The 25,627-nt window shown below is 59.3% G+C and carries 22 protein-coding genes and 1 tRNA gene; 5 read left to right on the top strand and 18 right to left on the bottom strand.

What is annotated here, in order from left to right:
- Positions 1–65: 65 nt before the first annotated feature.
- From DXD16_RS07555 to DXD16_RS07515, 9 genes are all read right to left on the bottom strand, one after another.
- On the bottom strand, positions 66–1,088 hold the full coding sequence (locus DXD16_RS07555; RefSeq protein ID WP_199408161.1) for a DMT family transporter: 1,023 nt from the start codon (positions 1,086–1,088) through the stop codon (positions 66–68).
- A 125-nt stretch (positions 1,089–1,213) separates the two neighbouring features.
- Positions 1,214–1,924, bottom strand: a complete 711-nt coding sequence (locus tag DXD16_RS07550; RefSeq protein WP_117629006.1) for a signal peptidase I — start codon at positions 1,922–1,924, stop codon at positions 1,214–1,216.
- Positions 1,924–4,161, bottom strand: a complete 2,238-nt coding sequence (locus tag DXD16_RS07545; protein WP_117655674.1) for a DUF2357 domain-containing protein — start codon at positions 4,159–4,161, stop codon at positions 1,924–1,926. Before DXD16_RS07545 ends, DXD16_RS07550 begins: the two co-directional genes overlap by 1 nt.
- A 69-nt stretch (positions 4,162–4,230) precedes the next feature.
- Positions 4,231–5,940 carry a hypothetical protein gene (locus DXD16_RS07540; protein ID WP_117655673.1) on the bottom strand — a complete coding sequence of 570 codons (1,710 nt, stop codon included), beginning with the start codon at positions 5,938–5,940 and terminating at the stop codon, positions 4,231–4,233.
- Entirely contained in the window at positions 5,933–6,682 is a 750-nt protein-coding gene (locus tag DXD16_RS07535; RefSeq protein ID WP_117655672.1) for a signal peptidase I, read from the bottom strand. Before DXD16_RS07535 ends, DXD16_RS07540 begins: the two co-directional genes overlap by 8 nt.
- A 60-nt stretch (positions 6,683–6,742) precedes the next feature.
- Positions 6,743–7,546 carry a hypothetical protein gene (locus DXD16_RS07530; protein WP_117655671.1) on the bottom strand — a complete coding sequence of 268 codons (804 nt, stop codon included), beginning with the start codon at positions 7,544–7,546 and terminating at the stop codon, positions 6,743–6,745.
- A gap of 2 nt (positions 7,547–7,548) precedes the next feature.
- Positions 7,549–8,535 (bottom strand): hypothetical protein, encoded by a 987-nt coding sequence (locus DXD16_RS07525; protein WP_117655670.1) that lies wholly within the window; start codon positions 8,533–8,535, stop codon positions 7,549–7,551.
- 13 nt (positions 8,536–8,548) lie between these two features.
- Positions 8,549–9,385 carry a hypothetical protein gene (locus DXD16_RS07520; RefSeq protein WP_117655669.1) on the bottom strand — a complete coding sequence of 279 codons (837 nt, stop codon included), beginning with the start codon at positions 9,383–9,385 and terminating at the stop codon, positions 8,549–8,551.
- A gap of 11 nt (positions 9,386–9,396) precedes the next feature.
- The gene (locus tag DXD16_RS07515) at positions 9,397–10,281 is read right to left on the bottom strand and encodes a hypothetical protein (RefSeq protein WP_117655668.1); all 885 of its coding nucleotides are present in this window, start codon (positions 10,279–10,281) and stop codon (positions 9,397–9,399) included.
- Positions 10,282–10,512: 231 nt separating this feature from the next.
- Here DXD16_RS07515 and DXD16_RS07510 point away from each other — a divergent pair.
- Positions 10,513–10,587, top strand: a tRNA-Val gene (locus DXD16_RS07510).
- A 362-nt stretch (positions 10,588–10,949) separates the two neighbouring features.
- Here the strand turns inward: DXD16_RS07510 and DXD16_RS07505 are convergent.
- On the bottom strand, positions 10,950–11,963 hold the full coding sequence (locus DXD16_RS07505) for a hypothetical protein (RefSeq protein ID WP_117655667.1): 1,014 nt from the start codon (positions 11,961–11,963) through the stop codon (positions 10,950–10,952).
- 407 nt (positions 11,964–12,370) lie between these two features.
- Here DXD16_RS07505 and DXD16_RS07500 point away from each other — a divergent pair, with 407 nt between their 5' ends.
- Together DXD16_RS07500 and DXD16_RS07495 are read left to right on the top strand one after the other, a co-directional pair.
- Entirely contained in the window at positions 12,371–13,069 is a 699-nt protein-coding gene (locus tag DXD16_RS07500; protein ID WP_117655666.1) for a DUF5710 domain-containing protein, read from the top strand.
- Between the two features lie 44 nt (positions 13,070–13,113).
- Positions 13,114–14,463: an ATP-binding protein gene (locus DXD16_RS07495; RefSeq protein ID WP_158606179.1), complete on the top strand. Its 1,350-nt coding sequence runs from the start codon at positions 13,114–13,116 to the stop codon at positions 14,461–14,463.
- A 93-nt stretch (positions 14,464–14,556) separates the two neighbouring features.
- Here the strand turns inward: DXD16_RS07495 and DXD16_RS07490 are convergent, their stop codons facing one another.
- Complete coding sequence (locus DXD16_RS07490; protein WP_158606178.1) at positions 14,557–16,062, bottom strand: Sau3AI family type II restriction endonuclease; 1,506 nt, start codon at positions 16,060–16,062, stop codon at positions 14,557–14,559.
- Between the two features lie 141 nt (positions 16,063–16,203).
- On the opposite strand from DXD16_RS07490, the gene dcm reads away from it, so the two are divergent.
- Positions 16,204–17,466 carry a DNA (cytosine-5-)-methyltransferase gene (gene dcm / locus DXD16_RS07485; RefSeq protein ID WP_233502670.1) on the top strand — a complete coding sequence of 421 codons (1,263 nt, stop codon included), beginning with the start codon at positions 16,204–16,206 and terminating at the stop codon, positions 17,464–17,466.
- Between the two features lie 89 nt (positions 17,467–17,555).
- Here dcm and DXD16_RS07480 read toward each other — a convergent pair whose 3' ends face one another.
- Both DXD16_RS07480 and DXD16_RS07475 read right to left on the bottom strand, forming a co-directional pair.
- Complete coding sequence (locus tag DXD16_RS07480) at positions 17,556–18,506, bottom strand: hypothetical protein (RefSeq protein WP_117655663.1); 951 nt, start codon at positions 18,504–18,506, stop codon at positions 17,556–17,558.
- An 82-nt stretch (positions 18,507–18,588) separates the two neighbouring features.
- The gene (locus DXD16_RS07475) at positions 18,589–19,386 is read right to left on the bottom strand and encodes a hypothetical protein (protein ID WP_117655662.1); all 798 of its coding nucleotides are present in this window, start codon (positions 19,384–19,386) and stop codon (positions 18,589–18,591) included.
- A 399-nt stretch (positions 19,387–19,785) separates the two neighbouring features.
- On the opposite strand from DXD16_RS07475, the gene DXD16_RS07470 reads away from it, so the two are divergent.
- Positions 19,786–20,298: a hypothetical protein gene (locus tag DXD16_RS07470; protein WP_117655661.1), complete on the top strand. Its 513-nt coding sequence runs from the start codon at positions 19,786–19,788 to the stop codon at positions 20,296–20,298.
- Between the two features lie 48 nt (positions 20,299–20,346).
- On the opposite strand, the gene DXD16_RS07465 is transcribed toward DXD16_RS07470, so the two are convergent.
- The 5 genes from DXD16_RS07465 to DXD16_RS07445 form a co-directional block, all read right to left on the bottom strand.
- Positions 20,347–21,516 carry a hypothetical protein gene (locus DXD16_RS07465; RefSeq protein ID WP_117655660.1) on the bottom strand — a complete coding sequence of 390 codons (1,170 nt, stop codon included), beginning with the start codon at positions 21,514–21,516 and terminating at the stop codon, positions 20,347–20,349.
- 5 nt (positions 21,517–21,521) lie between these two features.
- On the bottom strand, positions 21,522–22,187 hold the full coding sequence (locus tag DXD16_RS07460; protein ID WP_158551649.1) for a PilZ domain-containing protein: 666 nt from the start codon (positions 22,185–22,187) through the stop codon (positions 21,522–21,524).
- Between the two features lie 552 nt (positions 22,188–22,739).
- Complete coding sequence (locus DXD16_RS07455; RefSeq protein WP_192924133.1) at positions 22,740–23,588, bottom strand: PTS system mannose/fructose/sorbose family transporter subunit IID; 849 nt, start codon at positions 23,586–23,588, stop codon at positions 22,740–22,742.
- Positions 23,588–24,361, bottom strand: a complete 774-nt coding sequence (locus DXD16_RS07450) for a PTS sugar transporter subunit IIC (protein WP_117563725.1) — start codon at positions 24,359–24,361, stop codon at positions 23,588–23,590. The genes DXD16_RS07455 and DXD16_RS07450 overlap by 1 nt, the downstream gene beginning before the upstream one ends.
- Before the next feature lie 81 nt (positions 24,362–24,442).
- Entirely contained in the window at positions 24,443–25,477 is a 1,035-nt protein-coding gene (locus DXD16_RS07445) for an SIS domain-containing protein (RefSeq protein ID WP_117655658.1), read from the bottom strand.
- Positions 25,478–25,627: the final 150 nt, after the last annotated feature.

The raw sequence follows: 25,627 nt of genomic DNA, 5'->3' as shown, positions 1-25,627 counted from the left end.
CAGACACGGACATCAATTGGCGAAAATGCGGCACAACACCTTTTCCGTCCTGGCGGCGGCGCCAGCTACACCGTCAAAAACACCATCGCGATAATCATGGCAAAGCCCGCCAGGTCGGTGGGCAAAAACACCGTTCCCAGCATAAGGGCGCTGGTGATGGTGGCCGAAACCGGCTCCATGGTTCCAAGGAGGCTCGCGCGCACCGAGCCAATCTCCTTAACGCCCTGCATGTAGAACATATAGGCGAAGAACGACCCCACCACAATAAATATCGCGAGCGCGCCGACACCCGAGGGGCCGAGCGCCGGCATATGCGCCCACGGCTGGGTAAAGATACTCATCACGATTCCCGCCGAAAGCATGGCCGAGCCCGTGACGACCGGGCTACCGTATTTGTTGAGGATTCCGGCAGGGATGATTGCTATGCAGGCACCGCCCACTGCGCACAAAAGGCCCGCGAGCAGGCCCATCGGCGAGATGCTGAGCGTACTGGGGTCGCCGCCCGTGGCGATCAAAAACGTTCCGCCCAATGCGAGCAAAATGCCAAGAGCCTCGCGCGTGCGCGGCAGTCGATGCGCGGTGACGCAGGCATACCCCATGACGACCACCAGCTGCAGGCACTGGAAGACGGTCGCGGTGCCCGCGTTGGTCAGGCGCACGGCTGACAGATAGCAAAGCTGGTTGAACAGCAGACCAAAGATCGTAAACAGAATAAGCTGCTTGCGATCGGCGGGGGTAGTCCACAGCTCGATCAAGCGGTCGCGGTCTTTTCTGAGCACAACGAACATAAAGAGCAGGCCAGCGATAACTTGGCGCACGCTCATCAGCCAAAACGTCTCGATATGGCACACGTCAAAGAGGTAGCTGGCGCTGGTGCCAGAAAAACCCCAAAACGTACCGCCGGCAAACGCGGCGAGCGTGCCCAGGGCCATCTTGCGCGTCTGGGCATCGTTGAGGCGGTCGCGCCATGCGCGGCGGGTGCTGCGGCTAAGCTCGTCAGTTCCCTCGGGCACGACAAAATCGGCCGCCGCCGTCATCGGCACCGAAGCCTTTTTACGTGCACGCTGCGCTGTGCGCTCCTGTTCCATTCCACTCCCCCGAAATCAATTGGCAACAAAGCGCTCAAACTGTAGCACGAATATTGATATGGAAATGCGGGCGATTCGGAACATCTACGAGCATCCAAATTGCAAGGACGAAAGGCGCGGATAAGCTATGCCGAGCGGTTGGAATCGCCTGGGGCGCCGGGATCGGCTTCCGCACTTTCATCGGTATGGCCACCGTCGGCATCGCCCTCGTCACCGGCGTCGCCCTGCTCCTCCTGCTCGCGACGGCGCTTTTCGCGAATCTGCTCCACGGCTGCGCGCAGGGCGGCCTCGTCCTCGGCGCGTGCCACCTCTTGCGTTGTCTTGACCATATGGCGAATCTCGAGCACCAGCAGCACGATCAGCGGCACCACGATAAGCGGAAAGAACAGCAGCGGATTGGTGAGCAACGAGACCACCACGCCCAGCCCCGCCGAGACAAAGACCACGCGGCCCACCACGTCGGCGGCGGGCACGGGCGCGGCGTCCTCGACCGGATTGGCATCGCCCTTGGTGCGGTAGACCGGCGTGCCGTCGGCCGCGGCCTCCACGGCAACGATGCGGTGCGTGTTGAGTGAACCCTCCAGCGCGTCATCGGACGAATGGAAGGTGATGATGTCACCCACCTGGTAGGCCTGACTGTTGTCGGTATCGACGACGATAAACGAGTGCACGGGAATCGCCGGCTCCATAGAGCCGGTCAGCGTGCGCATAAAGCCATAGCCCATGATGGTGGGGATCTCGCCGGCGGGCGTGAACACCGTGCGCAGCAGCACCACAAAGGCGACCAGGATCACCACGGTCGCCAGCACGTTGATCACGCGGAGCACGTGCTTCATCACTTGTCGGCGTCCTTTGCGGAAGGCTCGACGTCAGTGGCGTCAGATGCCGAAACGTCGGTCTCATCTCCCTCAACGGTCGTGGCGACATCGCCCTCGGCGGCCTCTCCGCGCAAGCGAGCCAGCAGATAGCGCGACAGGCTGTTGCCCTCGGCACGGCGCTCGGCGCGGGCGCGATCGCGCTCGGCCTGTTCCAGCTCGTGCGCCAACGAGGCCAAGCGCTGCTGCATCTCCGCGCGGGCGGCCTCGAGCTCGCGCTCGTGCGCGGCCTTTGCGGCGGCGAGCTCCTGCTCAATACGCTCCCCCGCCTCGAGCTCAGCTGCAGCGATACGCGCGTCGGCGTCGGCACGAGCCTCCTCGGCGGCACGCGCGGCGGCATCGCGCTCGGCAGCGGCAGCGGCGACCTTCTCGCTGGCATCCACCGTAGCCTGCTCAACGGCAGAATCGGCGGCAGCACGGGCGGCGTCGATCGCAGCATCGGCGGCCTGCTGGGCGGCAGCAACCTTCTCCTCGGCCGCGGCAACGGTGTCGGCGAGCTTCTGCTCCGCCTCGGCCGCGGCGACGTCGGCAGTCTCCTGCGCGGCACGGGCATCGCGCTCGGCCGCCAGCCGCACTTCCTCAATCTGCAACTTGGCGGCATCCAGCTTGGCATGCACCTCGGCGAGCTCCTTGGCAGACGCCTCGCGCACGGCGGCGAGCTCGGCCGCAGCAGTGTCCTTGGTGGCCTGCAGCTCGGCAGCGTCGGCCGCCGTCTTGGCGGCCAGGGCCGCAGTAGCATCGCTCTTAACCTGCGCGACCTGCTCGGAAGCCGCCTGCTCGGCGGCAGCAACCTTGGCGTCCGCGTCTGCCCGGGCGGCAGCCACCTCGGCATCGGCCTCGGCGCGCATCTGCTCAAGCTGCGCCGCCGCGGTCTCACGCGCCTCGACAGCGTCGGCCTCGGCAGCCTTCTTGCCCGCCTCGACATCCTCCAGCGAAGCGCGCAGCTCCTCAACATCAGCCTCGGCCATCTGAGCACGCTGTGTCAGCGCCAGTTCGCGCGTCTTTGCCTCGTCCAGCTCGTCGGCCAGGTCGTCGCGCTCGTCGGTCAGCGCATGGGCCTGAACCTTCCAAGACTTGACCTGCCCCTGCAGCTCCTCGATCTGCTCGCGCGCCTCGGCCAGCGCCTGCTCGGCGTCGAGCTGGGCCTGCGTGACCTCCTCCACAAACACGCGGCGGACCTCGACATCGGGCAGGTCGGGGCTATCGACCTGCACCTCCTTGATCTCCTTAATAAACTTAGGCGCCACCGGCGCGTGTTGCACGCTCTCAAGCTCCTGCAGGTTGCGCTCGTCATCGGTCAGGCTCTTAAAGACGGCGTAGTTGTTGATGAGGTTGGTGTACATCTGCACCATGTACTCGTCATCGAACGCCAGCGCCTGCTGCTGCACGTCGATGTTGTATCCCACCTTGTCATAGCGCTCCATAAACTGCCACAGCTGGTAGCACTTGCGGTAGTTGGGGTCTTTCATGATGAGGTTGGTGCGTTGAATGGGGCTGCGGACCGCGCTGCAGCCGTTCATGATCTGGCAGAACGACGCGCCGCGCAGCGCCATGACCAGGCGGCGCACGCGGTCGATGCGCATAAAGACGTCCATGTTGTCGGCGTCGTTCTCGGCAAAGCTCTGACGGTTTTTGACCGTCATCTCCACGCTGTACTCGATCTGCTCGTACGCGTCATCGATAGTGCTGTGCATCTTAAAGCGGTTGCGGATCTCGTTGCCCGTCGACCAAAAGATGACGTCGGTGCGCTTGTCCACAAACGTCAGCAGGCGCTGAATCAGGTGGTAGATAAAGCGGTTCTCGTACAGGTCGTAGGTCTCAACGGTATTGACATTGAGGATGCGCGTGGGGTGAACTCCGCCGTCGTCGCTCGGCGCCAAAAACTGCGTGTTTTGGCTCAGATGGCGAACGCTGTCGGCGCTGATCTTTTTGGCGAGCGAGACCGGCACCACCTCTTCCTCGGTGGTGATAAAGCGGCGCGGCTTTTCGATGATGGTGTTGATGGCGTCGAGCGAGTCCTCGATCATGCTGATCCATTCCTCGTCCACCACCTTGACGAGCTCCTCGCGCTGCTGTTCGATCGTGGTGCCCGAGGCCTGCGCCATCTCAAACAGATAGCGGAAGTAGCGGCTGTCCTCCTGGATGGGCTCCATCTGCTCGGAGAAGCTGGTATAGAGGTCCTGAATGGTCTCGGACATGGGTTACTCCATAGATTGGATCGATCGGAAAGGGGCGGGGCGACATCACGTCGCCCCGCGCTTACGACATTAGTAGAAATTCTGGATCCGCTGCAGGTACATGACGGAATCGGGCAGACCGCCCTCGCCAAAGGTCTTCTCAATGTACTCGATCAGGCCCTTCATCTCGTCGCGCACAAAGCTCACATTCATGGACTCAAACTTCTTGAGCACCTTGCGGGCGATGATGTAGTCCATGCCGCCCAGCTCGGTGCCGCCGCACGCCACGTACACGGGGATAAAGTCGTACATCTGCTTGATGATACGGTTACCAAAGGCCAGCTTAAAGCGGGTCTGCAGGTACTGGTCCAGCTTGTGCATCTTCTGGAGCAGCTCCTCGTCGATCACATACTCGACCTTGGCCTTTTGGAATAGATACTGCAGGTGATCGGCCGTCACGTGCACGCGCTCGTGCGGCTCGCACTCAAACGCGTCGGCGCGCTCGTTGAGCTCGATGGGGATTGCGCGGTCGTACACCTTGTCCGTGATGGTAAAGGTGGAGTCGTCGTTGTTGGCCGTGCCGATAAACCACAGGCTGTCGGGAATGGTGAGCTTGCCGTCGTGCAGGGCCTTGGGGTCGGCGGCCCACTGGGTGGGCACCAGGTCGAGCACCCATTCGTCGTGGCTGGGCATCTCGAGCACCGACAGGATCTCGGCAAAGTAGTACTCCACGCGGGCGAGGTTCATCTCGTCGAGCACGATCATGGACGGGTCCTGGCGAAGGCCCGCCTCATACACGGCGCGGAGGAACTCGGTCTCGTTAAAGCGCTTGGAAAACTCGTTGAAGTAGCCCAGCACCTCGGTGCGGTCGCGGAAGCTCGGCTGCACCGAAACGATGGTCGCGGGGTTGTCCAAGTAGCGGCTAAAGCTGTAGGGCAGCGACGTCTTACCGGTACCCGAGATGCCCTCCAGGATCAGCAGCTTGGAGGCGGCCATGCCGGCCACAAAGCGGCGGATGATCTCGGGCGTGTAGTAGAGCTTCATCTGGCTGCACGCAAACGCGCGGAAGCTGTCGACAAAGTCCTCCAGCGAGATGGCATCGTCGTAGACCGGCGATTCCCAGTCGCGGTACTTAAGGTCCACCAGGGACAGCTTGGGGAAGCGGTTGGCTTGGGCGATCTCTTTTTCCTCGGCAAGGGTCTTGGCCTCGACGGTCGCCTTGGCCATGGCGGCCGCGGCGTCCTTGACACCCGCGCCGTCAAGCGCGAGCGATGCGTTGCCCGACACCACGGCGGCCGTGACGGCCTCGCCCGGTGCCGCGCCTGCGACCGTGCCCGCGCCCGCAGCGGCGCCCACCACGTTGCCCACCGTGGGCAGGTGGTCGTCGGCCAGGGCCGAGGCGCCCACGTACGGAATCTGCTTGGTGCCGCCCATGGCATTGACCTTGAGCGCCAGCAGCTTGTTCTTCTCGTCCATGAGGTCGAGCACCTGCTTGTTCAGGCGGCCGATCTCGCGATAGAGCGCCTTGTTGGACGTGTCGTCGCGATGCAGGCGACGGTTGATGCGGTAGTGGTGGATCAGAACGGCCACGATCAGCACGGGGACCGCGATGAGCATGGCAAACAGAATGACCGCGCCGATCTTGCCCACCAGGTCAAACGTGGTGAAGTAGGTCATAAAGATGTTGAAGTACTCAACCCAGCCAAACACCAGCAGGTTAAGGATGGAGCTCACAACGGCAACGACGTTGTAGACGACCTTTGCCAGCAGCTCCCAGGCAAATCCCAGAAACTCACTCACCGTCGGTATCCTCCTGCTTGGTCGCGTTCATCGCCGCCTCGGCCTCGGCCTTCAGACGACGGGCCTCCTCGAGCTTGGCCTCGGCCTGGGCGAGCTGCTCGGCGGCGTTATCGGCGGTGACGGTGGCGTCAGCGCCCTTGCCCTCGGCATCCACGATGGCAGCCGCGGCGGCCAGGCGGTCCTCCTCGGCCATGGCGCGCTTGAGGTTCATGCCAACCACGATGAGGTGATACACCTGGTAGATAAAGAACAGCAGCATGGGCAGCACGATTACGATGAGGAAGCCCATGGAGCTGGACAGGAAGTCCATGACCTTGCCCATCTGCGGCAGCGCGAACACGTACTTGCCCACGATGTCGCCGTCGCTGATGATGTGCGAATCGGCCACGTCGTTGTTATCGCCCTTGGTGGTAAAGCTGCGCATGCCGTTGACCTCGTCGATGGCGGCGATGCGGTGCGTGTTGAGCGCGTACTCGTTGTCGATAATGGTGTGGAACGTCACGATGTCGCCCACCTCGAGCTTGGAGGTGTCGCACTTTTTGATGACGATGAGGTCGCCCTTGTTAAACGTGGGCGCCATGGAGTCGGACTGTACGGCGAGCGGGGTGAAGCCGGCGATGTCCGAGACGCTGCCGTCCTCGCGCGTGGCGAGCGTGGTAAACGCGTACAGGGCCGCCACCAGGATGATGATCCACATGACGACGCTCAGTGCGATGGATGCGGCCTTTTTAACAGATTGCATGATGTCCCTTACTACCGTGTCTGACTAGGTCGTGCGCGGCCCGATGGCCGCCGTGCATATCTACTGTTCCTCGATGCCCTCAAAGCGCATCGAAACCGAATAGTTAGCTCCCTTTAGCATATTAGTGCAATTTGGGTCCGTTCCCTCGAGCCATATGCGAACGGTTACCGGCTTGTCCGTATCTTTTATTAGGTCGAACATGTCGCTGGCCGCGTTCGCTACTCCCGAGTCGAGCCCAAAGACGGTGGCCGAACCGGACGAGCCCCCGCCTCCGTTGGGGTTGTAGACCCAGGTGTGGCCGTCGGCGGTAAAGCTCATGCGCATGGCGCTTGCCATGCCCTGCGTGTCGGAGCTAAATCGCGTGCCGGACGCGCCACCGTCGCCGTCCTGCCCGGTCAGGCGAACGCGCAGGTCCGTACTGCTCATAAAGTGCAGCGTGAACTCCAAGTAGGCGCCGGTCGCGGGATCGGCGGTGGAGCCGTCCTCGAAGGTAAAAGTCTGGTAGTCGCTCGTGGTGACGGGCTTGAGCCTGGATGCATCGATGTCCACGCCCTTTTCGCTGGCGATGCGTGCCGAGATCTGGTCGAAGCCCAGGCTGTGGACGTATTCGTCGAACGTGGCATGCTCGTCCAGGTCAAAGCGCAGCGAACCGTCGGCGTTGGCGTCGATCATGAGCATGCGGGTTTTGGCGCTATCGGCGATGGAAAACCAGGCAAAGGTTGCCATAGCTATCGCCACCAGGGCAAACAGTACCAGTACCACGGTGGTGGTGAGCTTGCGGCGCAGGTCGGTGTCGGCGGGCGCGGCGGCGTTGGGCTTGCCGGTGGCGGGCGTGCAGTTGGCGGCGGGTTGCTTACGCGTCATGGCTACTCACCGTCCAGGGTCGCAAAGAGGGCCAGGTGCAGGGTGCCCGGGTCTTGATGCAGGTAGTCGGCGCTATCGGGGTCGGTGCCCTCGATGTAGTAATAGATGTCCAGGCGATAGGTCTGGCCAAGCCCCAGTGTGGCGAGCGTGTTTTGTGGGCGCTCGGCCGTCTCGCTCGTGTCCAGCGTAAAGGCGGCCGGGTCCTGTGTCACGTTGGCACCGCAAGCGAGCTGGCCGTTTTGCCAGCCCAGGAGCATGCCCTCGGTGTAGCCCGCCAGGCCTGCAGGGACAGTCGCCGGGTGCTCGGCGCGGTGACCACTATCGGAGCCGTCGAGTTCAAAGATGTTGGTGGCAAGCACCTGGTTGCCGCTCGAGATCTTTATGCCCACGCGAGCCGCGCGCAGCAGCTCGGCATCGACACCCTGGGGAACCAACGACTCGGCCAGATACAAGCTGACCTTACCCTTTACTTTGCTGGCGCCCGTTCCGGTAATGGTGGGGCGCAGATTGATCCAGCCGTGGTAGAACGCGGAGCCGTTGTCTTTTGCCTGCTCAAACACCGTGGCATCGCCGGCGGAGTTGTTTTGCGCGCAGGCAGCAAAGCCGTTGAGATCGAAGGTCGAGACCGGATAGAGCGTCACGGCGCCAGTCGCATTGGAAGTCAGGGAAACATCACCCTGCTGCGACCAGCTGCCGCGATCGGCGTCGCCCAGCTCCAGCACCAGCTTGGACGTGTCGCTGTGCACGCTCACCGAATTGGTGTTGACCTTCATGTTGTTGGTAAACCAGGCGTAGGTCGCGGCGCCCAAGGTGGCGGCGAGCGCCACCATAACGAGCGCGATGTAGGCACGCGCGTGGCGAGCGTGGCGGCGGGCGGCAGCGCCCTCGAGGACCTGGCACTCGGCGGCTACGCTGGAGGGAACCGCGGGGCTCTCGCTCTGGGTTTTGGCCTCGCAGCTATCTGCTGGCATGCGCTTCTGATCTTTCACGTCGCTCGCCCCCTTACGCCTTGGCCGCAGCAAAGGCAAGCTGCAGCACCACATCGCGGGCCTGGGCCTCGTCGATGCAATTGGCGTCGCAGCCTTCCATGTATACAACGTAGCGAACGCTTGCCACCTCGTTGGCAGCCAGCGTGCAGATGGGCGTGGCGCCCGCGCGCGGCGTGGGCGTGTCACCGGTGCCATCCATGCTGTAAGAACTAATAGCGCGGGCCGGGTCGGCGGTGTAGCTCCAGCCCGAGGCGGCACCCGCTACGACCGCGCCGTCCTGCGCCGTGGTGCGCCTGTTGGTGGCGCCTGCGGTATTGCCCAAGTCGTCACAGGTAAAGATATGCGTTTGCGTGCCCGACGCAGTCGTGATCACCAAGCCCAGGCGCAGTGCGGCCAGCAGCTGCGGGTCGCTCGTCATGCCCATCTGGCCCTGGTACAGGTACACGTTGAGCGCGCTATCGCTGCCCTTAAGGTACAGCGTGCCCGAAAGGGCGTAGTCGTCCAGCTGCGCAGTGCAGTCGGCATAGTCGGTCGTGATACCCGCGGCATTTTGGAAGGTGCCGCGCCAAAAACGGGAAAGGTCTGCCGTCGAGATGGGATAGAGCGTTTTGTCGGCGGCGGCAAGCGTTGCCGTTGTGTCCCAGGGCCCGTTGGCCGAAAGGCCAATCTGCAAGTCGGAGCCCTCGTCGCTTACCGTGTGCGCCACGGGCGTCACGTTGGTGTAGCGCGAATTGCTAAACCAGGCGTAGGTGGCGGCGCTCAGGGCGGCCACCAGCACCAGCATCCATGCGGCCGCAGCAACCATGCGACGGCGCGAGCTTAGGACATCTTTGATGTTCGATGCACTCATCCCTGGCCCCCTTACGAACGCTTGCCGGCAAAGCGCAGCGCCAGCGATTGCAGGCTGGTGGTGGCCAGGTTGTTGGTGCAGTCGGGGTCGCAGCCTTCCAGCCACACGTACACATCCACGCGCACGGGCGTGCTGCGGTTGGTGCCCTCGGCCGCGGCGGGCAGGCTGCAGATCTTGGTCGTGGCCTGCTTAAGGCTCACTACGCCGGTGTCTTCGTTGTAGTCGCAAAAGTTTGCGCTGGTAAGCTGATCAAAATGAACCGTTGTTCCATCGGAGCGGGTGCTGTCGAGCACCAGGTGATTCTGCTCGTTCTCGCCGGCATCCTTGCCGTCGAGCGTGTTGTAGCGCGCCTGGGGATTGCGCTCGCCCGAGACCTCAAAGATGTACTGGCCCGTAACGGTATCGCCCTGCCCCGGCGCATAGGTAACCAGGCCCACCCGCAGAGCGGTAGAGATGGGGTTTGCCGTGTCCTGCTCGGTAAAGTCGATGCCCGACAGGTACACGTCGGTCGCGGCCGAGTTGGTGGCCAGGTACAGGGAAGTCTTGTAGTAGTCGGAATGCTCGGCGGCGCCAAACATGCTGGCAAAGAGCGAGTCCTGGGTGGTTTCGCCGGTAAAGCCCGTTACCTTTTGGAAGCCGTTGAGCACGTTGTCGGTCGAGACGGGATCGAGCAGGCCCGAAAAGCTCAGGCCGGCGTTGGTCTTGTATTCGCCGTCGTACTCGTTGGAGATGAGGAAGGTCACGCCCGTGCCGGCGGCCATCTTGACGTCGGTGATGTGGCGGTTGGCGTTGTAGATGTACCAAGCATATGTTACGGCTCCGGCAGCAGCAAGGGCAACCAGCAACGTGGCGAGCATGCGATTGAACTGTTTTCGCAGTGAGCGCGCGTCCGACATGTCCCTCCCCCAGATGCCGCATCGTAAACTACCTGGACACCATTTGCCCATAATGGGAATATTTTACGCGAATGTGCAGTTCATCGGGGGTACAAACGCGACTTTTCGCGTCCTGCTCACGCCGGATCGGGAGCCGATAGGGTCGCAAGTTGCCGCTTTTTAAAAAATAGTTCTTGCCAGCGGGTGGGAGCTCCGTTATATTATTCTCTGCGCACTCGCGCACCCTTGATCGGGCGTTTAGCTCAGGGGGAGAGCGCTTCCCTGACACGGAAGAGGTCAGAAGTTCAAATCTTCTAACGCCCACCAAATGTTCGCAGCTCAGAGGCTTCGCCTCTGAGCTGTTTTGTTTTGCGCCGGCCGAGCCCAAATCGCCCAAACAGCCCCAGCAATCGCCACGATCAGACCCGAATGGGTCTCGCAGTCACATATAAGTAACCCTCTTTAAATTGAGGTCTAATACTTTTCCCGAGAAGTGAACGAGCTTATTTGGACCCCTGGAGCATCCACACTTTTTGACGTCAAAACCGCAGGATTCCAGCAGCAAAACCGCAGGAAACGGGCCCCTAAAAGTGTCGATGTTTCGGGGGTCCATTCTGGCTCGTTCACTTCTCGGGAAAAGTATTAGACCTGGATATATGGCCGCTAATTCTAACCCCCTGTTACCGCCCCTACCAATACTGATGCGCATCGATAACGGCTTGCCAGAGCCAAAATCGCTTCGTTTCGGCACGCGCATGGGCAAAATATCGCTGCTCTGCACTCATCGCCTTGTTAAAGATGGGGCGCTTATTCCGATGCAGCTTCCGTCGGATGCGTTCGCACAGCCGAACGAGCTTGTCGTAGTCATTTGCTTGGTCGGTTGTCACCGTAAAATACGCTACTCCCTCAAGCAGTTCCAACTCGTTGCGGCGCTCGGCATCCTTGTGGATCTTCTCGCGGCCGTCATGAATGGCATCGCTGTCGTAGTCGACCATCGCGGCCAGCACCTCTGGCAGCAGCCCGGCCTTTACTTTATCCCTGCCTACCTCAACTTTAGCCGTAAGCGTAATGTCGGGCGTGCGCTCCAACACGCGCAGTTTGCGCTCGCGCCCATCGTTGAGTCCATCGCGAATGAAAGCCTTCTTGTTGAGCTCGGCCTTGCCCAATGCGTACCCGCCGTAGCGCGCAGGCAGCGACATAAACATGCACAGACCCGACTCCCTCGGAGAGCGCGACCCCTCGATCACATACGCAAGCAGCGCCTTTGCTTTCGCAAGCCCCCTCACCTTTGGGGACGCCTCGATATAAGCCGCAATGAGCTCCTTCGTCGTGAGCCTGCCATCGCGCATGCCCCCATCCCTGCTTGTCACCCCACCGGGAGCAAGGTTATCCAACCGGTAGTTCGATGTCATGGCATAGCCGGCATAGATGGTCTCGGCCGCAGAGCTGTCGTGCGCAACCTGCACAAACGCCAGCTCGGGGGAGCACACATACGCATCCAGGTCGCCCATCCAGTGGCCCAGCGAGATAAACGAGCCCGCCGGGAGCTCGTTGGTGCACAGGTGCGTCTTAACATGCTTGCTCTGCCGACGGTCGGCACGCGATGGCACCAGCAAATCCAGCGTTTGGATCCCCAGATCATAGCGATCGATAAAGTCCTGCGCCTCTTGGTCCAACAGCGCACAGGCACCTGCAATCGACACGACCTCTGGTTCCGAATCCCCAAAACGAGGGTTCGGCAGGTGCGCCAAAAGCGCCAACGCAGCGTTATGTGAAACGATAAAGTAACCCATGGCGCGAAGATAGCACGCGCGTCGGCGGCGACTCGCGACCCTGGCGAGTTTTCGGCAAACGACCAGCGGTTTTTAGCCGCAGCGCGCCCAAAGTGTTCATTCGTCGACGTCTAAATGCAAATCCGTCAAGCTTTTGGCAAGGTTGCCGCTCAACTGAGCAAAAGCTGACCAAACACTTGCCCATTTGCTTGACGGCACGCCCTCGCCAAAATGCTCCGCGACTTCTCGGACGGTCGAAATGCTCGTTTAGCGACCACACACCCAGCGCTGGGGTATCCTTGGAGCACATGCACCGCAAGCCGCACAAAGGAGCCGCCATGCGCACCGAGCTCGATGTTCCCTTTTCGCACAAAGACAAGGCCAAGGCCCTGGGCGCCAAATGGGACCGGGTCAAGAAGATCTGGTACGTGCCCGATGGCGTCAACCCCGAGCCCTTTGCCGCGTGGCTGCCCGGCGTGGATCGCTCCGACCCCAGCGCGCCCTACATCTATCTGGTACTGGGCAAGCGCGAATGCTGGAAGTGCCACGAGCAGACGACGGTCGCGGCCTTTGGCATTCCGTATCGGGTGGCCGAGGACTCGGGCAGCAAGGCTGTGCCCAGCGCTGCACTCGCCATGGACGACGCGGGGCACATCGCGATCGACACCGCCCGCGCCAACGCCATAGTCATCGTCCCCGCGCTGGGCTGCGTGCCGGCCGAGATCCGCGACTACCTGCGCGAGCGCTGCGGCTACAAGCCCGTAACGTCGCGCACCACCAAGACCGTATCGCTCGCTAGCACCTGCACCGCCTGCGGCGCGCTGCAAGGCAGCCATTACCTGTTCGAGGAGCCCACGTCGCCGTTTGCACTCACGGCCATCAACAAGCTGCCCGCGCTGGAGTTCGTGCGCGTGGAAGTCGCCGGCGTCTTTGGCATCCCCGCCAGCCAGGACAACTTTGACCAGGCGCTCTTTACCTGGGCACGCGACCACCACACCCAGTTCCACAAACCCCTATGCGATGGGATTTACCTGTAGGGCAAAGCTCGAAAATCGAGTGCGGAAATCCTCGAAAATCAAGTATGATTATCCTCGAAAATCGAGTATGCCCAGATAGCGAGGTTTATCTAGTTATGATTTCTTATGGTTCGGAACGGCCCAAATCCTACCGTCCTCGCCTTTTGGACGAACGGCTGCAAACACTGCTCCAGATATTTGGGGCTGTCGAGATTCGGGGCACCAAATGGTGCGGTAAATCATGGACCGCACTCGCATTCGGCGAGAGTGTCATCCATCTTGACGACCCAAACGTAAAGTCGTTGGTCGAAGCCGATCCTTCGCTCGCCCTTCAGGGCAATAAGCCGCACGTCATCGACGAATGGCAGGAGACCCCCGCAACATGGGATGCCACGCGCCGCGCCGTAGATGCATCCGGCGGCGAGAAGGGCCTCTTTATCCTCACTGGATCGTCAACGCCGGCTAAGAATTCTGTTACCCACAGCGGCGCCGGTCGCATAGCGCGTCTCGACATGAGCACCATGACGCTTTGGGAACGCGGACTTTCGACGGGGTCCGTTTCGCTGAAAAACCTATTCGATGGATCATTCGAACCTTCCGCCTATACAGGTTCGCTCTCGATGCTGGCCGACGCAATTTGTTGCGGGGGATGGCCGGCGCTTGTCGGGGCGAACTCTCAGATGGCCGCAGAGGTCGTTAACCAATATCTTGACGCCATGTACGAAGTTAGCGTTCCACAAAAAGGAGGCATTGGGTCCACGGCGCGACGCATTGTGTCCTCGCTTGCACGCAACGTTGCGACCTCAGCCACGCTCAATACCATCGCATTAGACGCATCGCTGGGCGACAGCGACGCCCAGCCAGCAACTTCGACCGTGGCGTTTTACCTCGATATGCTGGAGAGCATGTATGCGATCGTAAATCTTCCCGGCTGGGATGCACCCGTCCGCGCCAAGTCTCGCCTGCGCACCAAGCCAAAACGTTATTTCGTCGACCCCTCCATTCCCGCAGCCGCGCTCGGAATGAATCCCGAGAGGCTCCTTGCAGACGGCCAGACATTTGGCTTGCTTTTTGAGTCTCTGTGCATTCATGATCTAAGCGTCTACACCACATGCCTGCCCGGCTCGCACCCAGGCTCGCTCCACTACTACGGCGATTCCGACGGGCTCGAGGTTGACGCCATAATCGAACTGAACGATGGCCGCTGGGCAGCAATAGAAATCAAACTAGGCGAATCCAAGGTAAGCGACGGAATCCACAACATCGAACGCCTACGTCGCAAGGTCGCCCTGAACCCTGCCGCACGCAACCCTCAGCCGGAGTTCTGCGCCGTCGTTACCGCGACCTCGCCCTTCTGCCGCTACGATGCCGAACACGACGTCTACGTGTTCCCCATTGGAGCGTTGCGGGCGTAGGGCGGGCAATTCAAAAAGACCGAAGGCCCGCCTATCAGCACTTTTGAAGTTTTAAGTCCAAAGGGCTTGGCTGCCGAGCAACTGTCTCGGAGGCTACAGCCCCAGGATGCGCTCCAGATAGCTCTTGTTGAACCAGAACGATTGCCTGGTCATCCAGCGTCCGTCAGGCAACTCGTAGGCGTTCTTCGCGATATCGCCGATTTCAGTTCCATCGGCGAATCTATACGCGGCTTTCGACGTATGCGGGCGAACGTGAACGATTGGATTGTCGGCCATACCGGGCAGATTGTTGGTCACCTTGAGCTTTCCGCTTGCATCCCGATACGGATTGAGCTCAACGCCCTCGCGAATGGCCTTTCGCGTCTCATCCCAGCAAGCCTTTGCGGGACCCTCGATTTCGTTTGCCGGCATTGCCCAGAATAGGCAGCGGTCAAGACGCCACTCCCCCTCGTGGTCCTCACGGAACACGACAAAGAAGAAACGGTTGGTCTCAAGGCGCGCACGGAAGGAAGACGTTTCCCAATCCTCGTTGATTAGCTGCTTAAACTCAAACGGAGGGAAAGACATTGCCTGCTCAATATGCCCCCTCTTATTAACGCGACAAGCACGGACGCTAATCCCTGCTTTAACGAACTCCTCGGCGGCATTGTTTTTAATGCCGAGCATTCGATAAACGAGTGTTGTCCATTGCGCTTTGTTGCCCGTATACTCCAGGCCGCACTGCTCCGCAATCTGGCGATCGGTTTCGCCATAGTGTCGCTCGATAAGTCCAGTTACATAGCTTTCGAAATCAACGGACTCGTCGCCAGCCTGAACGATGCTCTCGCCGACACGCGGGGCACCGAGAACATAGGTGTGAAGTACATAGTCCATGTACGAGCGCTTGAGTGAAAAAGCGCGACGCTTTGCACGACGACGTTCAATCTCACCCGTATCGGTATTGAAATACTCGTAATACTGGTCAACCCACATCGTCGCTTCGGTTGCACCCTTTGTGCAGGCGCCCAAGTAGGTGGTCATGCCCTCCGATAGCTCGTCCGCTCGACCATCCTGAATGTACGAAATGATCTTCTCGTAGTCAGCGCGAATGATCTTCATGTCCTCTTCGGGCAGACGAACCATGACCGCGCGCTCAATGCGCTGGTCGTATTTATCGATGAAACGATCGCGGCCGTAGTAAATCAGCAGGATATTGCTGAGCTTGGTCTTGAGATGCGAACTGTCGTAGTCGAGAGAAACGGGACGATCGTAGGGAATCATCGTCAAGACAAGACGCTCGCCAGCAGATTTGCGGCCATCCTTGAGCACGTCGAAGCATGTTGCCTTGAGCTCGACGCCCGCCTCGGGAAAATCCGGTCGATCATCGCTGTTGGCCTTGTAGCCAAAGTAACGCTCCTCGATCAGGGTTCCCATACCGCCCTTGTACTTCTTAGACCCAAAGTCCTTGGGCGCACTCTCTCCCTCCGGCGCAATGCCAAGCTCGAGAATATCGCGAAACGTCATCCCGTCGAGATTGGCAGCATACCGCTCGATGCTAGAGGGGTCAGAAAAATCGGTATCATCAAGCATGCGCTTGAAATCGAGGTGCTTTTTGGACATGAGGTACCTCCGAAAGTCGCAGTTAGCCCCATGGTAGTTCAGGGCAGCAATTTCCTCCATCAAATTGAGGTCTTGATCTTGTCCGCTCGATCGGTTATTGTTGTGAGCACCATAAACGGACACAGCAGCGATTGGAGAAACGTGTCTGAGATTAACATTGCCGAGCTTTTTGCGGGCGTCGGCGGATTTCGTCTGGGTCTTGAAGGCTATGCCGACCCGCGTCATCCCGAGTTTTACATGAAGCCCGCCGGCCCCTTTCGCACCATTTGGGCCAACCAGTGGGAACCGCCCGGAACCAAGGCCCGTCAGTTCGCGGCACGTTGCTATATGGACCGCTTTGGCGAGGATTCCGTAGTCAACGAAGATATCAATAAAGTCATGGAACAAGCTGAAGCCGGCGAGATTGAAATCCCCGACGTCGATATGGTCGTTGGCGGCTTCCCTTGCCAGGATTACTCCGTCGCACGTCCGCTTAATCAGGCACACGGCATCGAGGGCAAGAAAGGTGTCCTTTGGTGGGACATCTATCACTTCCTCGAGATGAAGAAGCCCCGCTTCGGGCTCTTTGAGAATGTTGATCGCCTGCTCAAGTCGCCCGCATCTCAGCGCGGTCGCGATTTCGCCATCATCTTGAGCTGCCTTGCCGACCTCGACTACACCGTCGAATGGCGCGTGGTCAACTCCGCGGAATACGGTTTCCCCCAGCGTCGCAAGCGCGTTTACATCTTCTGCGAGAAGAACGCCGGCAAGGTTGATCTTGTCGATCGCATGCACAACGGCGTCATGGCCAAGGCCTTCCCCGCCATCTATCCTGACGAAATGGCCGAGCTCGATGTTCTGCCTGATCCTTATGAAAACTCGACTCGTTTTGGCGTTGGACAGAAGACTTCCCAGTTCAAGAATGCCGGTGTCATGCAAGGCTGCCACGTTTTGACCTGCGACTTCGCTGAGGACTATCACGGCCAGCGCCGCGTGCTTGGCGATGTGCTTGTCGACGAGGCGAATGTTCCGGAGCAGTTCTACATCTCTGACGAAAAGCTTCCCGATTGGCGCTACCTCAAGGGCAGCAAACGCGAAGAGCGCACCAATAAGAAAACCGGTTTTACGTATACGTATTCAGAGGGTGCCATGAGCTTCCCGGATGCTATCGACAAACCAAGCCGTACGATTCTCACGGGCGAAGGCGGCACGGGAGCCAGCCGCTTTAAGCATGTCATCGAGTGCCCCGACGGTCGTTTCCGTCGTCTTGTTCCCGACGAACTCGACCAGCTCCAGGGATTCCCGAAGGGCTGGACCGACACCGGCATGACCGATGGCCATCGAGCCTTCTGCATGGGCAACGCGCTTGTCACCGGCGTGCCTCACCGTATTGGTGAAGCCATGGTTGAGGTGTACGGGCTGTAGTCGAACCACTATTGGCACAAACAAGACGAGGGCCAGTTCGATTCTGAACTGGCCCTCGTCTTTTATCAAAGTTGCTAGCAGCGTTTACACTACTTTGAATCGGCTACGATGCCGACCAAGCTGACCGTTACGTCAAAGGTCGGGCTTCCTTCGCCCACATCGAGGCCAGACATATTCTGACAATCGCTGTCGGTGCCCTCCATCCAAACGACAACTTTCATGTTCGTGCCGCTGTAATTGACGCTCGAAGCGACCTTTTGCGCGTTGCCGTTCGGCTTAATGTAGGCTTCGCCCGCTTTCGTGGCACCCCAGTTATCGCCGTTTTGATCAAGCGAATCGGTGCCAGAAAGGTGTAAATACGTAGGAGCAACAACCTTGTTTAGAGATTCGGAGTCGACGCACGACCAACCTGCAACGGTAGCCACGTCGTTGCCCGAATCGGTTGTCGAGGGAGCAGTTGGCGCATAGACAACGCGCAACACACCGTTGATCACAATGCCCACGCGCAGGCTGCCTTTGATTTTATCGAACCATTCCTGCGTGCCGCCATGCTGCGTAATCGTAATGGGCGAGCCGTTGCTCGCGTCCAAATACACGTCGGCAACGCCCGTGTTCGCCACGGTATACAGCGTGTAATTCGCAGCGGTGAATGCATAGTAATCGTTGCCCTGAATGGTGTACTTACCGGGAGCCTCACCCGAAATGGATGTGTCGACTTTTTGATAGGTGCTCACATTAACACCCTGCCAGCCTTGGGGAACGTACCAGTTTTTGGCATCGTTCGTCGATGACGGGCTAATCTCGTGACCGGTTGCAGAAGCAACCGTGGAGGTATCGGAGCCGTGGTCGGGTGTGTCACCCTCAACGATTTGGAGTACCATGCCATTCGCTTGAGCGGAGATGGTGCTCGTAGTTGCATGAACCCTATTATTGGCGGCAAACCATGCGTAGGTAGTCGCAGAAAGCGCCACCGCCGAGACGACGACGGTCAACGCTGCCCCAACAAGCTGAACCTTGAGCCTCTTTACTGAATCGTGCATACCCGTCGCCTCCCTTCGTTACGGAAAAGGGCAGGATCCCGGGCTGGGAACCTGCCCTATTAAGCCAGCGTACAAACACAGACTATTTGTTGGCTGCCTGAGCCTTAAAGAAAACCGTCATCTTTGCAGTATCGGTCAACTGGTTATTCTCAAGATTCGTGGTTTTAACTACAGCATCCTTACCCTCGTAGTAAAGGTAAACATGGACTGCAGTATCCTGACCAGCGGTGATATTGCCAAGAGTTACAGCGGCATTCTGATCGGCAGAAGTAAGCTTAACCTCGAACTCAGTCGAGTTCGCCTTCTGTCCGTATACTACCCAAGTGTTCCCGCTATCGTTCGTAACCAGCACGCGCAAGGCCTTCATGAGCTCAGAGTTTGACGCTGCATTCTTGGAAACTTCGACTTTATCAACTTCGAGATTAGTCAGATTCTGACCCTTAGAGCTGATGTTGTAGTCCTGCTGAAGCGCATAGCTGCCCTTCACTGCTGCAGCAGTAGATCCAGCGGTTTCGGCATTGTTCGGGTCCTTGCAAAGCTCGAGTGTACTATTAAGCGTACCGTCATCAAGACCCTTACCGAAACCAGTCATCCACTGTCCCTTAGTGGCACCGGTTTCCTCGCCGTAAGTCGCGGGGAAGAGAGCTTTCTTCTCGACATTAGTAGCGACTGTAGTGGTATCAACCCCACTTGCGCCCGTCGTACCATTCGTGATGGTCATAAACGCCGCGTTCGACTGAGCGGAAATCGTGCTCGTGGTGGCGTCAACCTTGCTGTTCGTCACAAACCATGCGAACGTGGCAGAGCCCAATGCTACGGCTGCTACCAGCACCATGGCGATGGCGGCGCCCATCTGCTTCTTTAATGCCTTGGTATCCATACGGACCCCTTTCTTTCCCCATTCATCCCAGATGACCCCCGAGAAGCCCGGAAGGGGAGCCCGTGCTTTCGTGTTGGATGTTGCTTGCCCATCCTTAAAATTTGGAATTGAGGATACCATAATTCTTACGATTTCCTTATGAGTTTTCGGGAGCCTACATTCCGGCAGATTCATGGGTCTACCTTGGACTTGGGTATGGAACTGTGCAAACGCTGTTTACCTTATCTGGCTACGCGCTCCCGCAAAGTTATAAGTCCCTCTTAAGGTTTGCGACCGCAGCGCCATGCCAGCATATTCACACCCCTCGCCGAGCTTTGCCCCTAGCCCTTCCCCACTCGCTATACTGGTGCAGAACGTGTATTTTTACCTGCTTAGCTCGCTATTTGTTGGGAGGGCCCCATGGCTGCCGCCAATCAACCCAAGGGAAGCGTTTCTGCCGGATCGATCAAGCCGGTGACGCGCAAAGCCGTTCGTTGTCAGCGCGAAGTTGCCTGGCTGGTCACGCGAGCGGCCGGTAAGCTCGTCGCCACCACCGACGACGTCAACGCGCCCACACCCAGCTTTGTGCTGGCGGCGGCGTTGTCATATGCCCGCGAGCAGGAGCAGACCGCCCGGGACCGTGGCGCCGCGATCGACTACAAGGCCGTCATGGGCTCCGACCTCGCGAGCTTTTGTGCGGCCGCGGGGCTGCCCGCAGCGCCCAACGCGCTTTCGGACGCGGGCTACATGTTCACGCTCTCGGGCGCGGATCTGATCCGCGACATCTATGCCTACTGCGGCGACCTGGGCGAGCGCATGAGAGATCCGGTGCAGGTCAAACCGGGCTACGCGATCAAGCTCGCGTTGCGGTTGTTCTTGCTGGACGACGCCGCTGGCAACGGCGCTACCTCCGCCGACAACGCCTCCGCATAACAAAAGCGCCGGGTCGGGAAATCACTCCCGGCCCGGCGCTTCTTCGTTCTACTTGTCCCCGTCCCCCGCGGGCGAGTTCTTTTGGTTGCGACGGTTACTCCAGGTCACGTTGTGTTCCTTGTAGTAATCGGGCGCCTCGTTGCCGCTCGCGCTAATGGGGTCGTTGCCGGTCAGGGTGTCGGCAATATCCTGCACGAATTTAATGAACAGGCTCGAGTCGTCGGTCTCGGACGAATCAAAGTCAAAGCCAAACTCCACCGCACCGCCGATGATCTTGTCCACGCACTCCGGGTCGTCGCCGTCCAGCCAAATGACCACGGTGTACTTGTCCACATCGCCCACGCGAAAGTTCTTGTGGCTAATGGTCGTCACCACGTCCTTGGACGCAAACGGCTCGGTGTTGGGCTCGGGGCTGCCGTCGGCCGTTGCCGCCGCATAGGTGGTGGGCTCGCCGTTGCGGTACACCCGCACGCGCGCCGCCTTCTCCACGCCCTTGCTGGCGCTGACCACCTTGAGCTTGGCGCTGTAGCCCAGATCGGTCTTGCCGGCGTTGCGGATATAGAAGGTGTACGCCACATAGTTCTTGCCGTTGTGGCTGCCGTCGATGTTATCCAGGTTGTCGGGCAGGTCGTCGGCAGCGATATTGGTGCCGTTGTCCACGGCGTCGGCCGCCAGGCGCGCGGTGGCGTTGTTAAAGTCGCCATTGTCGGCAATGGCCACGCCGCGGCGGAACAGCTCCAGGCGGTTGAGGTTGATGGTGAAGTTACCCATGTTTTCCTGCATAAACGACAGGGCAAACAGCACGCCAAAGGCAAGCGCCAGCACCACGAGGGCTTTTTGTAGCTTGTCCATGCGCAGCAGCGCCGTGCCGATGCGCTCCATGCGGCGCTTGGGCATGTACATGGACACGACCGCGTCGGGGTCGATGTCGTCGAGGTCCTGGTCGGCCAGCGCCTGCTCCAGCTCCTCGATGCGCACCACGCCGCGCAAGTCGCGCTTGGGCTTGCGCTTGGGTTTGGGTTTGGGCTTGGACTTGGGCTTGCCGAAGCGCTTGCGGGAGGCGGGGGGCTGGTCGGGCGCGGAGTCCTCGCCGGGCGCGTCCTCGGCGTTAGCGCCGGGAGCGTCCTGTAGCGCGTCCTCGGCTTGGTCCTCGGTCAAACCCTCGGCCAAATCCTCGGCAGCTTGATCTTTGTTGTCGTTACGCTTGAACAGTGCCATGGCGATCAGAGCTTATATTTGGCGCGGATGTAGCCGACGTATTCTTTGACGAGCTCGCGCTCCATGTCGTCGGCGTAACGGAACTGCAGGCCGCAGACGTTGCGGTACAGGCTGCCCTTGGGCGCGCGGCGCACCCAACACACGATGCCCAGCTGCTCGGGCAGCTCGTGGCGCTCGCCCTGCAGGCGGATCGTGGGCATTTGCACGGCCAGGGCCTCGCCCACGTCGGGGTAATCGTTGAGGTAGATAGCCAGACCGCCGGCCGAGACGTCGATGGTCATGGCGTCCTCGGGCTCGGGGGTCGGCGCGTTGTCGCGCTGGTAGGTCAGGCGCATGGCGACCTTAAAACGCTCGTCGCGGCGCTTGACAAAGCTGCGCTGCTCGGCGACTTTGCGCATTTTCCAATAGGTGCGGATGCCCTTTTTCTCGACTGCCTCGGGATAGCCGGCGAGCACGAACGTCTCCTCGCCTACTTTGTACTGCAGCAGCAGCTTTTGGTTTTCGTCCATGAGCAGCGGCTTGCCGGCAAGCATGGGCGCGCTCATAAGAAAGTACGCCTCGTCCAGGTCCTCTTTGTACGTGGCGAGCATGTTGAAGTCGGTTTTTTGGCCCATGGGCACGTCGAATGCCACCTGAAGCTTAGTCCCCGGCGTTATCTGTTGCTCTGCCATGTATTCTCCCCTAGTCGCGGGCGCCGATATCATCGTCGTGCGCGATGCACATTGGGCTATTGTAACTGCTTTGCCGCAGGTTTCGGTGGGCAGTGCGCGAAATGGCGGGATGTGGGGCACGGGTGAACGCGCAGCCGCTCTGTGCGCGGCATCAATCTGGCAGCGATGCATGTCCCCCGACAGACCGTCTGTCTGTCTCTCAGCCATCTCTCATTTATCTTTCAGCTTAGAGATGAGTGAGAGATGAGAGACAAAAATGCCGTTATCGGTTCAAGCAAATCACGTTCGCGCAGGTAAACTCATGTATACGGGAACTTTGACTCGATCCCCTAGCCACCTTGCAGCATTGTTATCTCTCATATTTATCTCTCGTCTTTCTGTTATCTCTCGTATTAGTGACGAATGAGAGATGAGAGATGCGTGAGTGATGGACGAGTGTGATTTTTTGGACGGTCGGAAAATCCCTCAAATAAAAAACGGGGCCGGCCTTACGCCGAGCCCCGTTTTCAAACGGTCAGTTAGTTATCCAACGCGCGAGCATTGCAGTCAACATTACGCCGCCGCGAACACTCCCAAGCCCGTTCCGATGATGCAGATTGCGAAGATGCCCAAGATGATCCAAATGGTCTTGACGCCCTTTTTATAGAGGGCAACGCAAGCGAACGTTGCCAGCAAGGGCAGCAGACCGGGAAAGATCGAATCGAACAGATCCTGCAGGACAATCTCCGAACCACCCACGTCAAAGGTCAAAGCCGTGGACAGCGAGACCTGTGCCGCAATCATGGCGCCGATAACGGTCATTCCGAGAACACCGGCAGCATGCGTCATGCGAGACATAAGGTTGCTCTCTTCGGACTGCTGCAAAAACTTGGTTCCCAAGTCGTAACCCAGATGGGCGGCGACGATACGCGTTGCAAAGTTAATCACGGAGTAGATGAGCGCGTACACGATGGGGCCGAGCGGGTTGCCCGTCGAAGCGATGCCAATACCAATGCCGGCGGCAACCACGCGGAACGTACCCCAGTAGAACGAATCGCCGATGCCGGAAAGCGGTCCCATAAGGCCGACCTTCATGGCGTTAATCGAGGACGTGTCGAAGTTCTTATCGGCAGCCGCCTGCTCTTCCATCGAAACCGTTAGGCCGGCTACAAACGGAAGCACATGAGGCGTGATGTTAAAGAACTCGGTATGGCGATCGAGCGCCGCATAGTAATCGTCGTCGTTGGGATAGATCTTTCGCAGGGGCTTCTGAATGGTGTACATGAAGCCCATTGCCATCATCTTGTCGTACGACTGCGAGCACTGGCTCGTAAACTGGCGAAGGAACATGCTCCGATACATATCGGGAGTCATAATCGCGTCCTTCTTGGCCTCTTTGAGGTCGGTGTTCTGGATAGCCATTAGAAGTCCTCCTCTTCATCTGCAGCAACCGTCTGCGGACCGGACGAGCCCTCGCGGAAGGCCAGGAGCAGCGCGACGCAAATGGCAGCTGCGGCGACGCCGACCACGTCCATCTTGAGGTAGATGACCATAATGAAGCCCAGGAACAGCCAGGGAAGGAGCTTGTTATCGCCCATGGTCCTGATAAGAAGAGCGAAGCCGATGCAGACCATGACGCCGGACGCAACGTTGAGGCCGTCCATCACAAACTGCGGAATCGCGTTGAGCGCATTGTTGATAAGGTCGGCACCAAAGAACAGCGAGCCAAACACCAGCAGTGCAGACGGAATGCCAATCGACAGCGGCACGATGGTCAGATGGTACAGATTCGCCTTGGCAAGATCGCGATTTGCCAGAGCGGTCTCAATCTTCTTGCAGGCAAAGGCACCCGGAACGGCGTAGCAGAAGTTGCGCCACACCTGAAGGAAGACGGAGACGGGAAGGGCGAGCGCGACTGCAGTTGCCGTGCCCGTACCCGTAATGACGGCAAACGCGCAGCCAAGCACGCCGGAGGCATAGACCTCGGGAGGAACCGCCGCGCCGACCATGATGGCGCCCATGAACATGGACTCCAAAGCAGCGCCGACGATAACGCCCTGCTGGACATCGCCAAGGATCAAGCCGACAAACAGGCTCGTAAACAGCGGACGACCAAGCATCGTAATGCCAAATAATTGCTCGTCCATGGACGCAATAAATGCGACCAGTGCAACTAGAAGATACTGGACAACCATTTCGATCAACCCCAGAAACAGGTCTGCAGGCGAGGCATTCTGCGCAGCTCGCCTGCAGACAACCGCAGCAATTTGAGAGGATTAGTAGTTCATCTGGTGATAGTAACGACGCGTGGTGAGCGGGTGGTTACGGACGTGCTCGAGATGGCAGCTCAGACGCTCGGTGATGGTGTAGGTGACCATCGGGGAAACGATCTTGCGGAACTCGGGGTCGCTGAACGGCAGCTCGACCTCGGCGGTGTCAAACTTGTTCACGCGGACGTTGACGCCCTTCTCGTCGGCGAGCATGTGAGTGAAGTTGTCCACGCGGTCCATGAGCTTACGGGTGTCATCCTCGCCGTAGAGCATGATGAGGCTCGTGCCTTCCTCGCACAGCTCGATGGTGCCGTGGAAGAACTCGGCGGCGTGGATGGACTTGGTCTTGATCCACTGCATCTCCTCGAGGATGCACATGGCGTAGTCGTAGGCCTCACCCCAGAGCATGCCGGAGCCAATCACCATGTGGTAATCGGTGTCCTTGAAGTCCTCGGCCATGGCGGCGCAGCGCTCGTCCTGAGCGTCCTTGGCCTTGATGAGGTACGGAGCGATGTTGCCGAACTCTTCCATGAAGGTGTTGTACTTGGGGAAGGCGCCGGCGTTCTTGAGGAAGCGGGCGACCAGCGTGATCTGGTAGGTGTAGATGGCCTCGCACAGAACGTCGTCCTCGGCGAAGCTGAAGAACTTGTAATCGGCGTACTCGGTGGCCGGGGTGTTGTCGTTGGAGACATACATCAGCGTGCGGGCGCCCTGCTCCTGGCAGAACTTGGCAGCCTCAATGATCTCGGGGGTGGTGCCGGTACGGGTGGAGAAGACGCAGACAGAATCCTTGTTGAAGGTCTTGGGCGGGCAGGCGAGGAACTCTGCGGCGATCTCGCAGTGGACATCGACGTCGGCCGTGGTGGTCTCGACCCAATACTTCATCGGGAGCGTGTGGGCCCAGGTGCCGCCGCAGCCGATGAAGAAGATGTTGGAATAACCCTGCTCGCAGACCTCGTCCACGGCAGCCTCAATCTGAGGACGGAGAGCGAGGGCATCGCTCACAACCTTCTCGTAACGAGGCTCATCGAAATTGAACATCCCTTACTCCTAACTCACTTGGATGAACCCTTCATTCATCCCATGACGTTATAATACTTTATATAACTAACTATGCAAGAACTATTTCAGATTTTTTTTGATTTTTCTTTAATCAAAACCACCCCTAAAAGGGGTGGTTTGCTCTTAGGG

The organism is Collinsella sp. TF11-5AC, from assembly GCF_003436775.1.
In the GTDB taxonomy this organism is placed as follows: Bacteria; Actinomycetota; Coriobacteriia; order Coriobacteriales; family Coriobacteriaceae; genus Collinsella.
The sequence above is the reverse complement of the archived record's forward strand: the minus strand, read 5'-3'. Positions and strand labels throughout refer to the sequence as shown.

Excerpts from the sequence above, each read along its gene's own strand:
- DXD16_RS07555 (WP_199408161.1), bottom strand. The coding sequence starts at position 1,088 with ATGGAACAGGAGCGCACAGCGCAGCGTGCACGTAAAAAGGCTTCGGTG.
- DXD16_RS07445 (WP_117655658.1), bottom strand. The coding sequence starts at position 25,477 with ATGTTCAATTTCGATGAGCCTCGTTACGAGAAGGTTGTGAGCGATGCC.
- DXD16_RS07475 (WP_117655662.1), bottom strand. The coding sequence starts at position 19,386 with ATGGATACCAAGGCATTAAAGAAGCAGATGGGCGCCGCCATCGCCATG.
- DXD16_RS07500 (WP_117655666.1), top strand. The coding sequence starts at position 12,371 with ATGCGCACCGAGCTCGATGTTCCCTTTTCGCACAAAGACAAGGCCAAG.
- DXD16_RS07515 (WP_117655668.1), bottom strand. The coding sequence starts at position 10,281 with ATGTCGGACGCGCGCTCACTGCGAAAACAGTTCAATCGCATGCTCGCC.
- DXD16_RS07470 (WP_117655661.1), top strand. The coding sequence starts at position 19,786 with ATGGCTGCCGCCAATCAACCCAAGGGAAGCGTTTCTGCCGGATCGATC.
- DXD16_RS07455 (WP_192924133.1), bottom strand. The coding sequence starts at position 23,588 with ATGGCTATCCAGAACACCGACCTCAAAGAGGCCAAGAAGGACGCGATT.
- DXD16_RS07545 (WP_117655674.1), bottom strand. The coding sequence starts at position 4,161 with ATGTCCGAGACCATTCAGGACCTCTATACCAGCTTCTCCGAGCAGATG.
- DXD16_RS07460 (WP_158551649.1), bottom strand. The coding sequence starts at position 22,187 with ATGGCAGAGCAACAGATAACGCCGGGGACTAAGCTTCAGGTGGCATTC.
- DXD16_RS07530 (WP_117655671.1), bottom strand. The coding sequence starts at position 7,546 with ATGACGCGTAAGCAACCCGCCGCCAACTGCACGCCCGCCACCGGCAAG.
- DXD16_RS07480 (WP_117655663.1), bottom strand. The coding sequence starts at position 18,506 with ATGCACGATTCAGTAAAGAGGCTCAAGGTTCAGCTTGTTGGGGCAGCG.
- DXD16_RS07450 (WP_117563725.1), bottom strand. The coding sequence starts at position 24,361 with ATGGTTGTCCAGTATCTTCTAGTTGCACTGGTCGCATTTATTGCGTCC.
- DXD16_RS07550 (WP_117629006.1), bottom strand. The coding sequence starts at position 1,924 with ATGAAGCACGTGCTCCGCGTGATCAACGTGCTGGCGACCGTGGTGATC.
- DXD16_RS07535 (WP_117655672.1), bottom strand. The coding sequence starts at position 6,682 with ATGCAATCTGTTAAAAAGGCCGCATCCATCGCACTGAGCGTCGTCATG.
- DXD16_RS07465 (WP_117655660.1), bottom strand. The coding sequence starts at position 21,516 with ATGGCACTGTTCAAGCGTAACGACAACAAAGATCAAGCTGCCGAGGAT.
- DXD16_RS07495 (WP_158606179.1), top strand. The coding sequence starts at position 13,114 with ATGATTATCCTCGAAAATCGAGTATGCCCAGATAGCGAGGTTTATCTA.
- DXD16_RS07520 (WP_117655669.1), bottom strand. The coding sequence starts at position 9,385 with ATGAGTGCATCGAACATCAAAGATGTCCTAAGCTCGCGCCGTCGCATG.
- DXD16_RS07490 (WP_158606178.1), bottom strand. The coding sequence starts at position 16,062 with ATGTCCAAAAAGCACCTCGATTTCAAGCGCATGCTTGATGATACCGAT.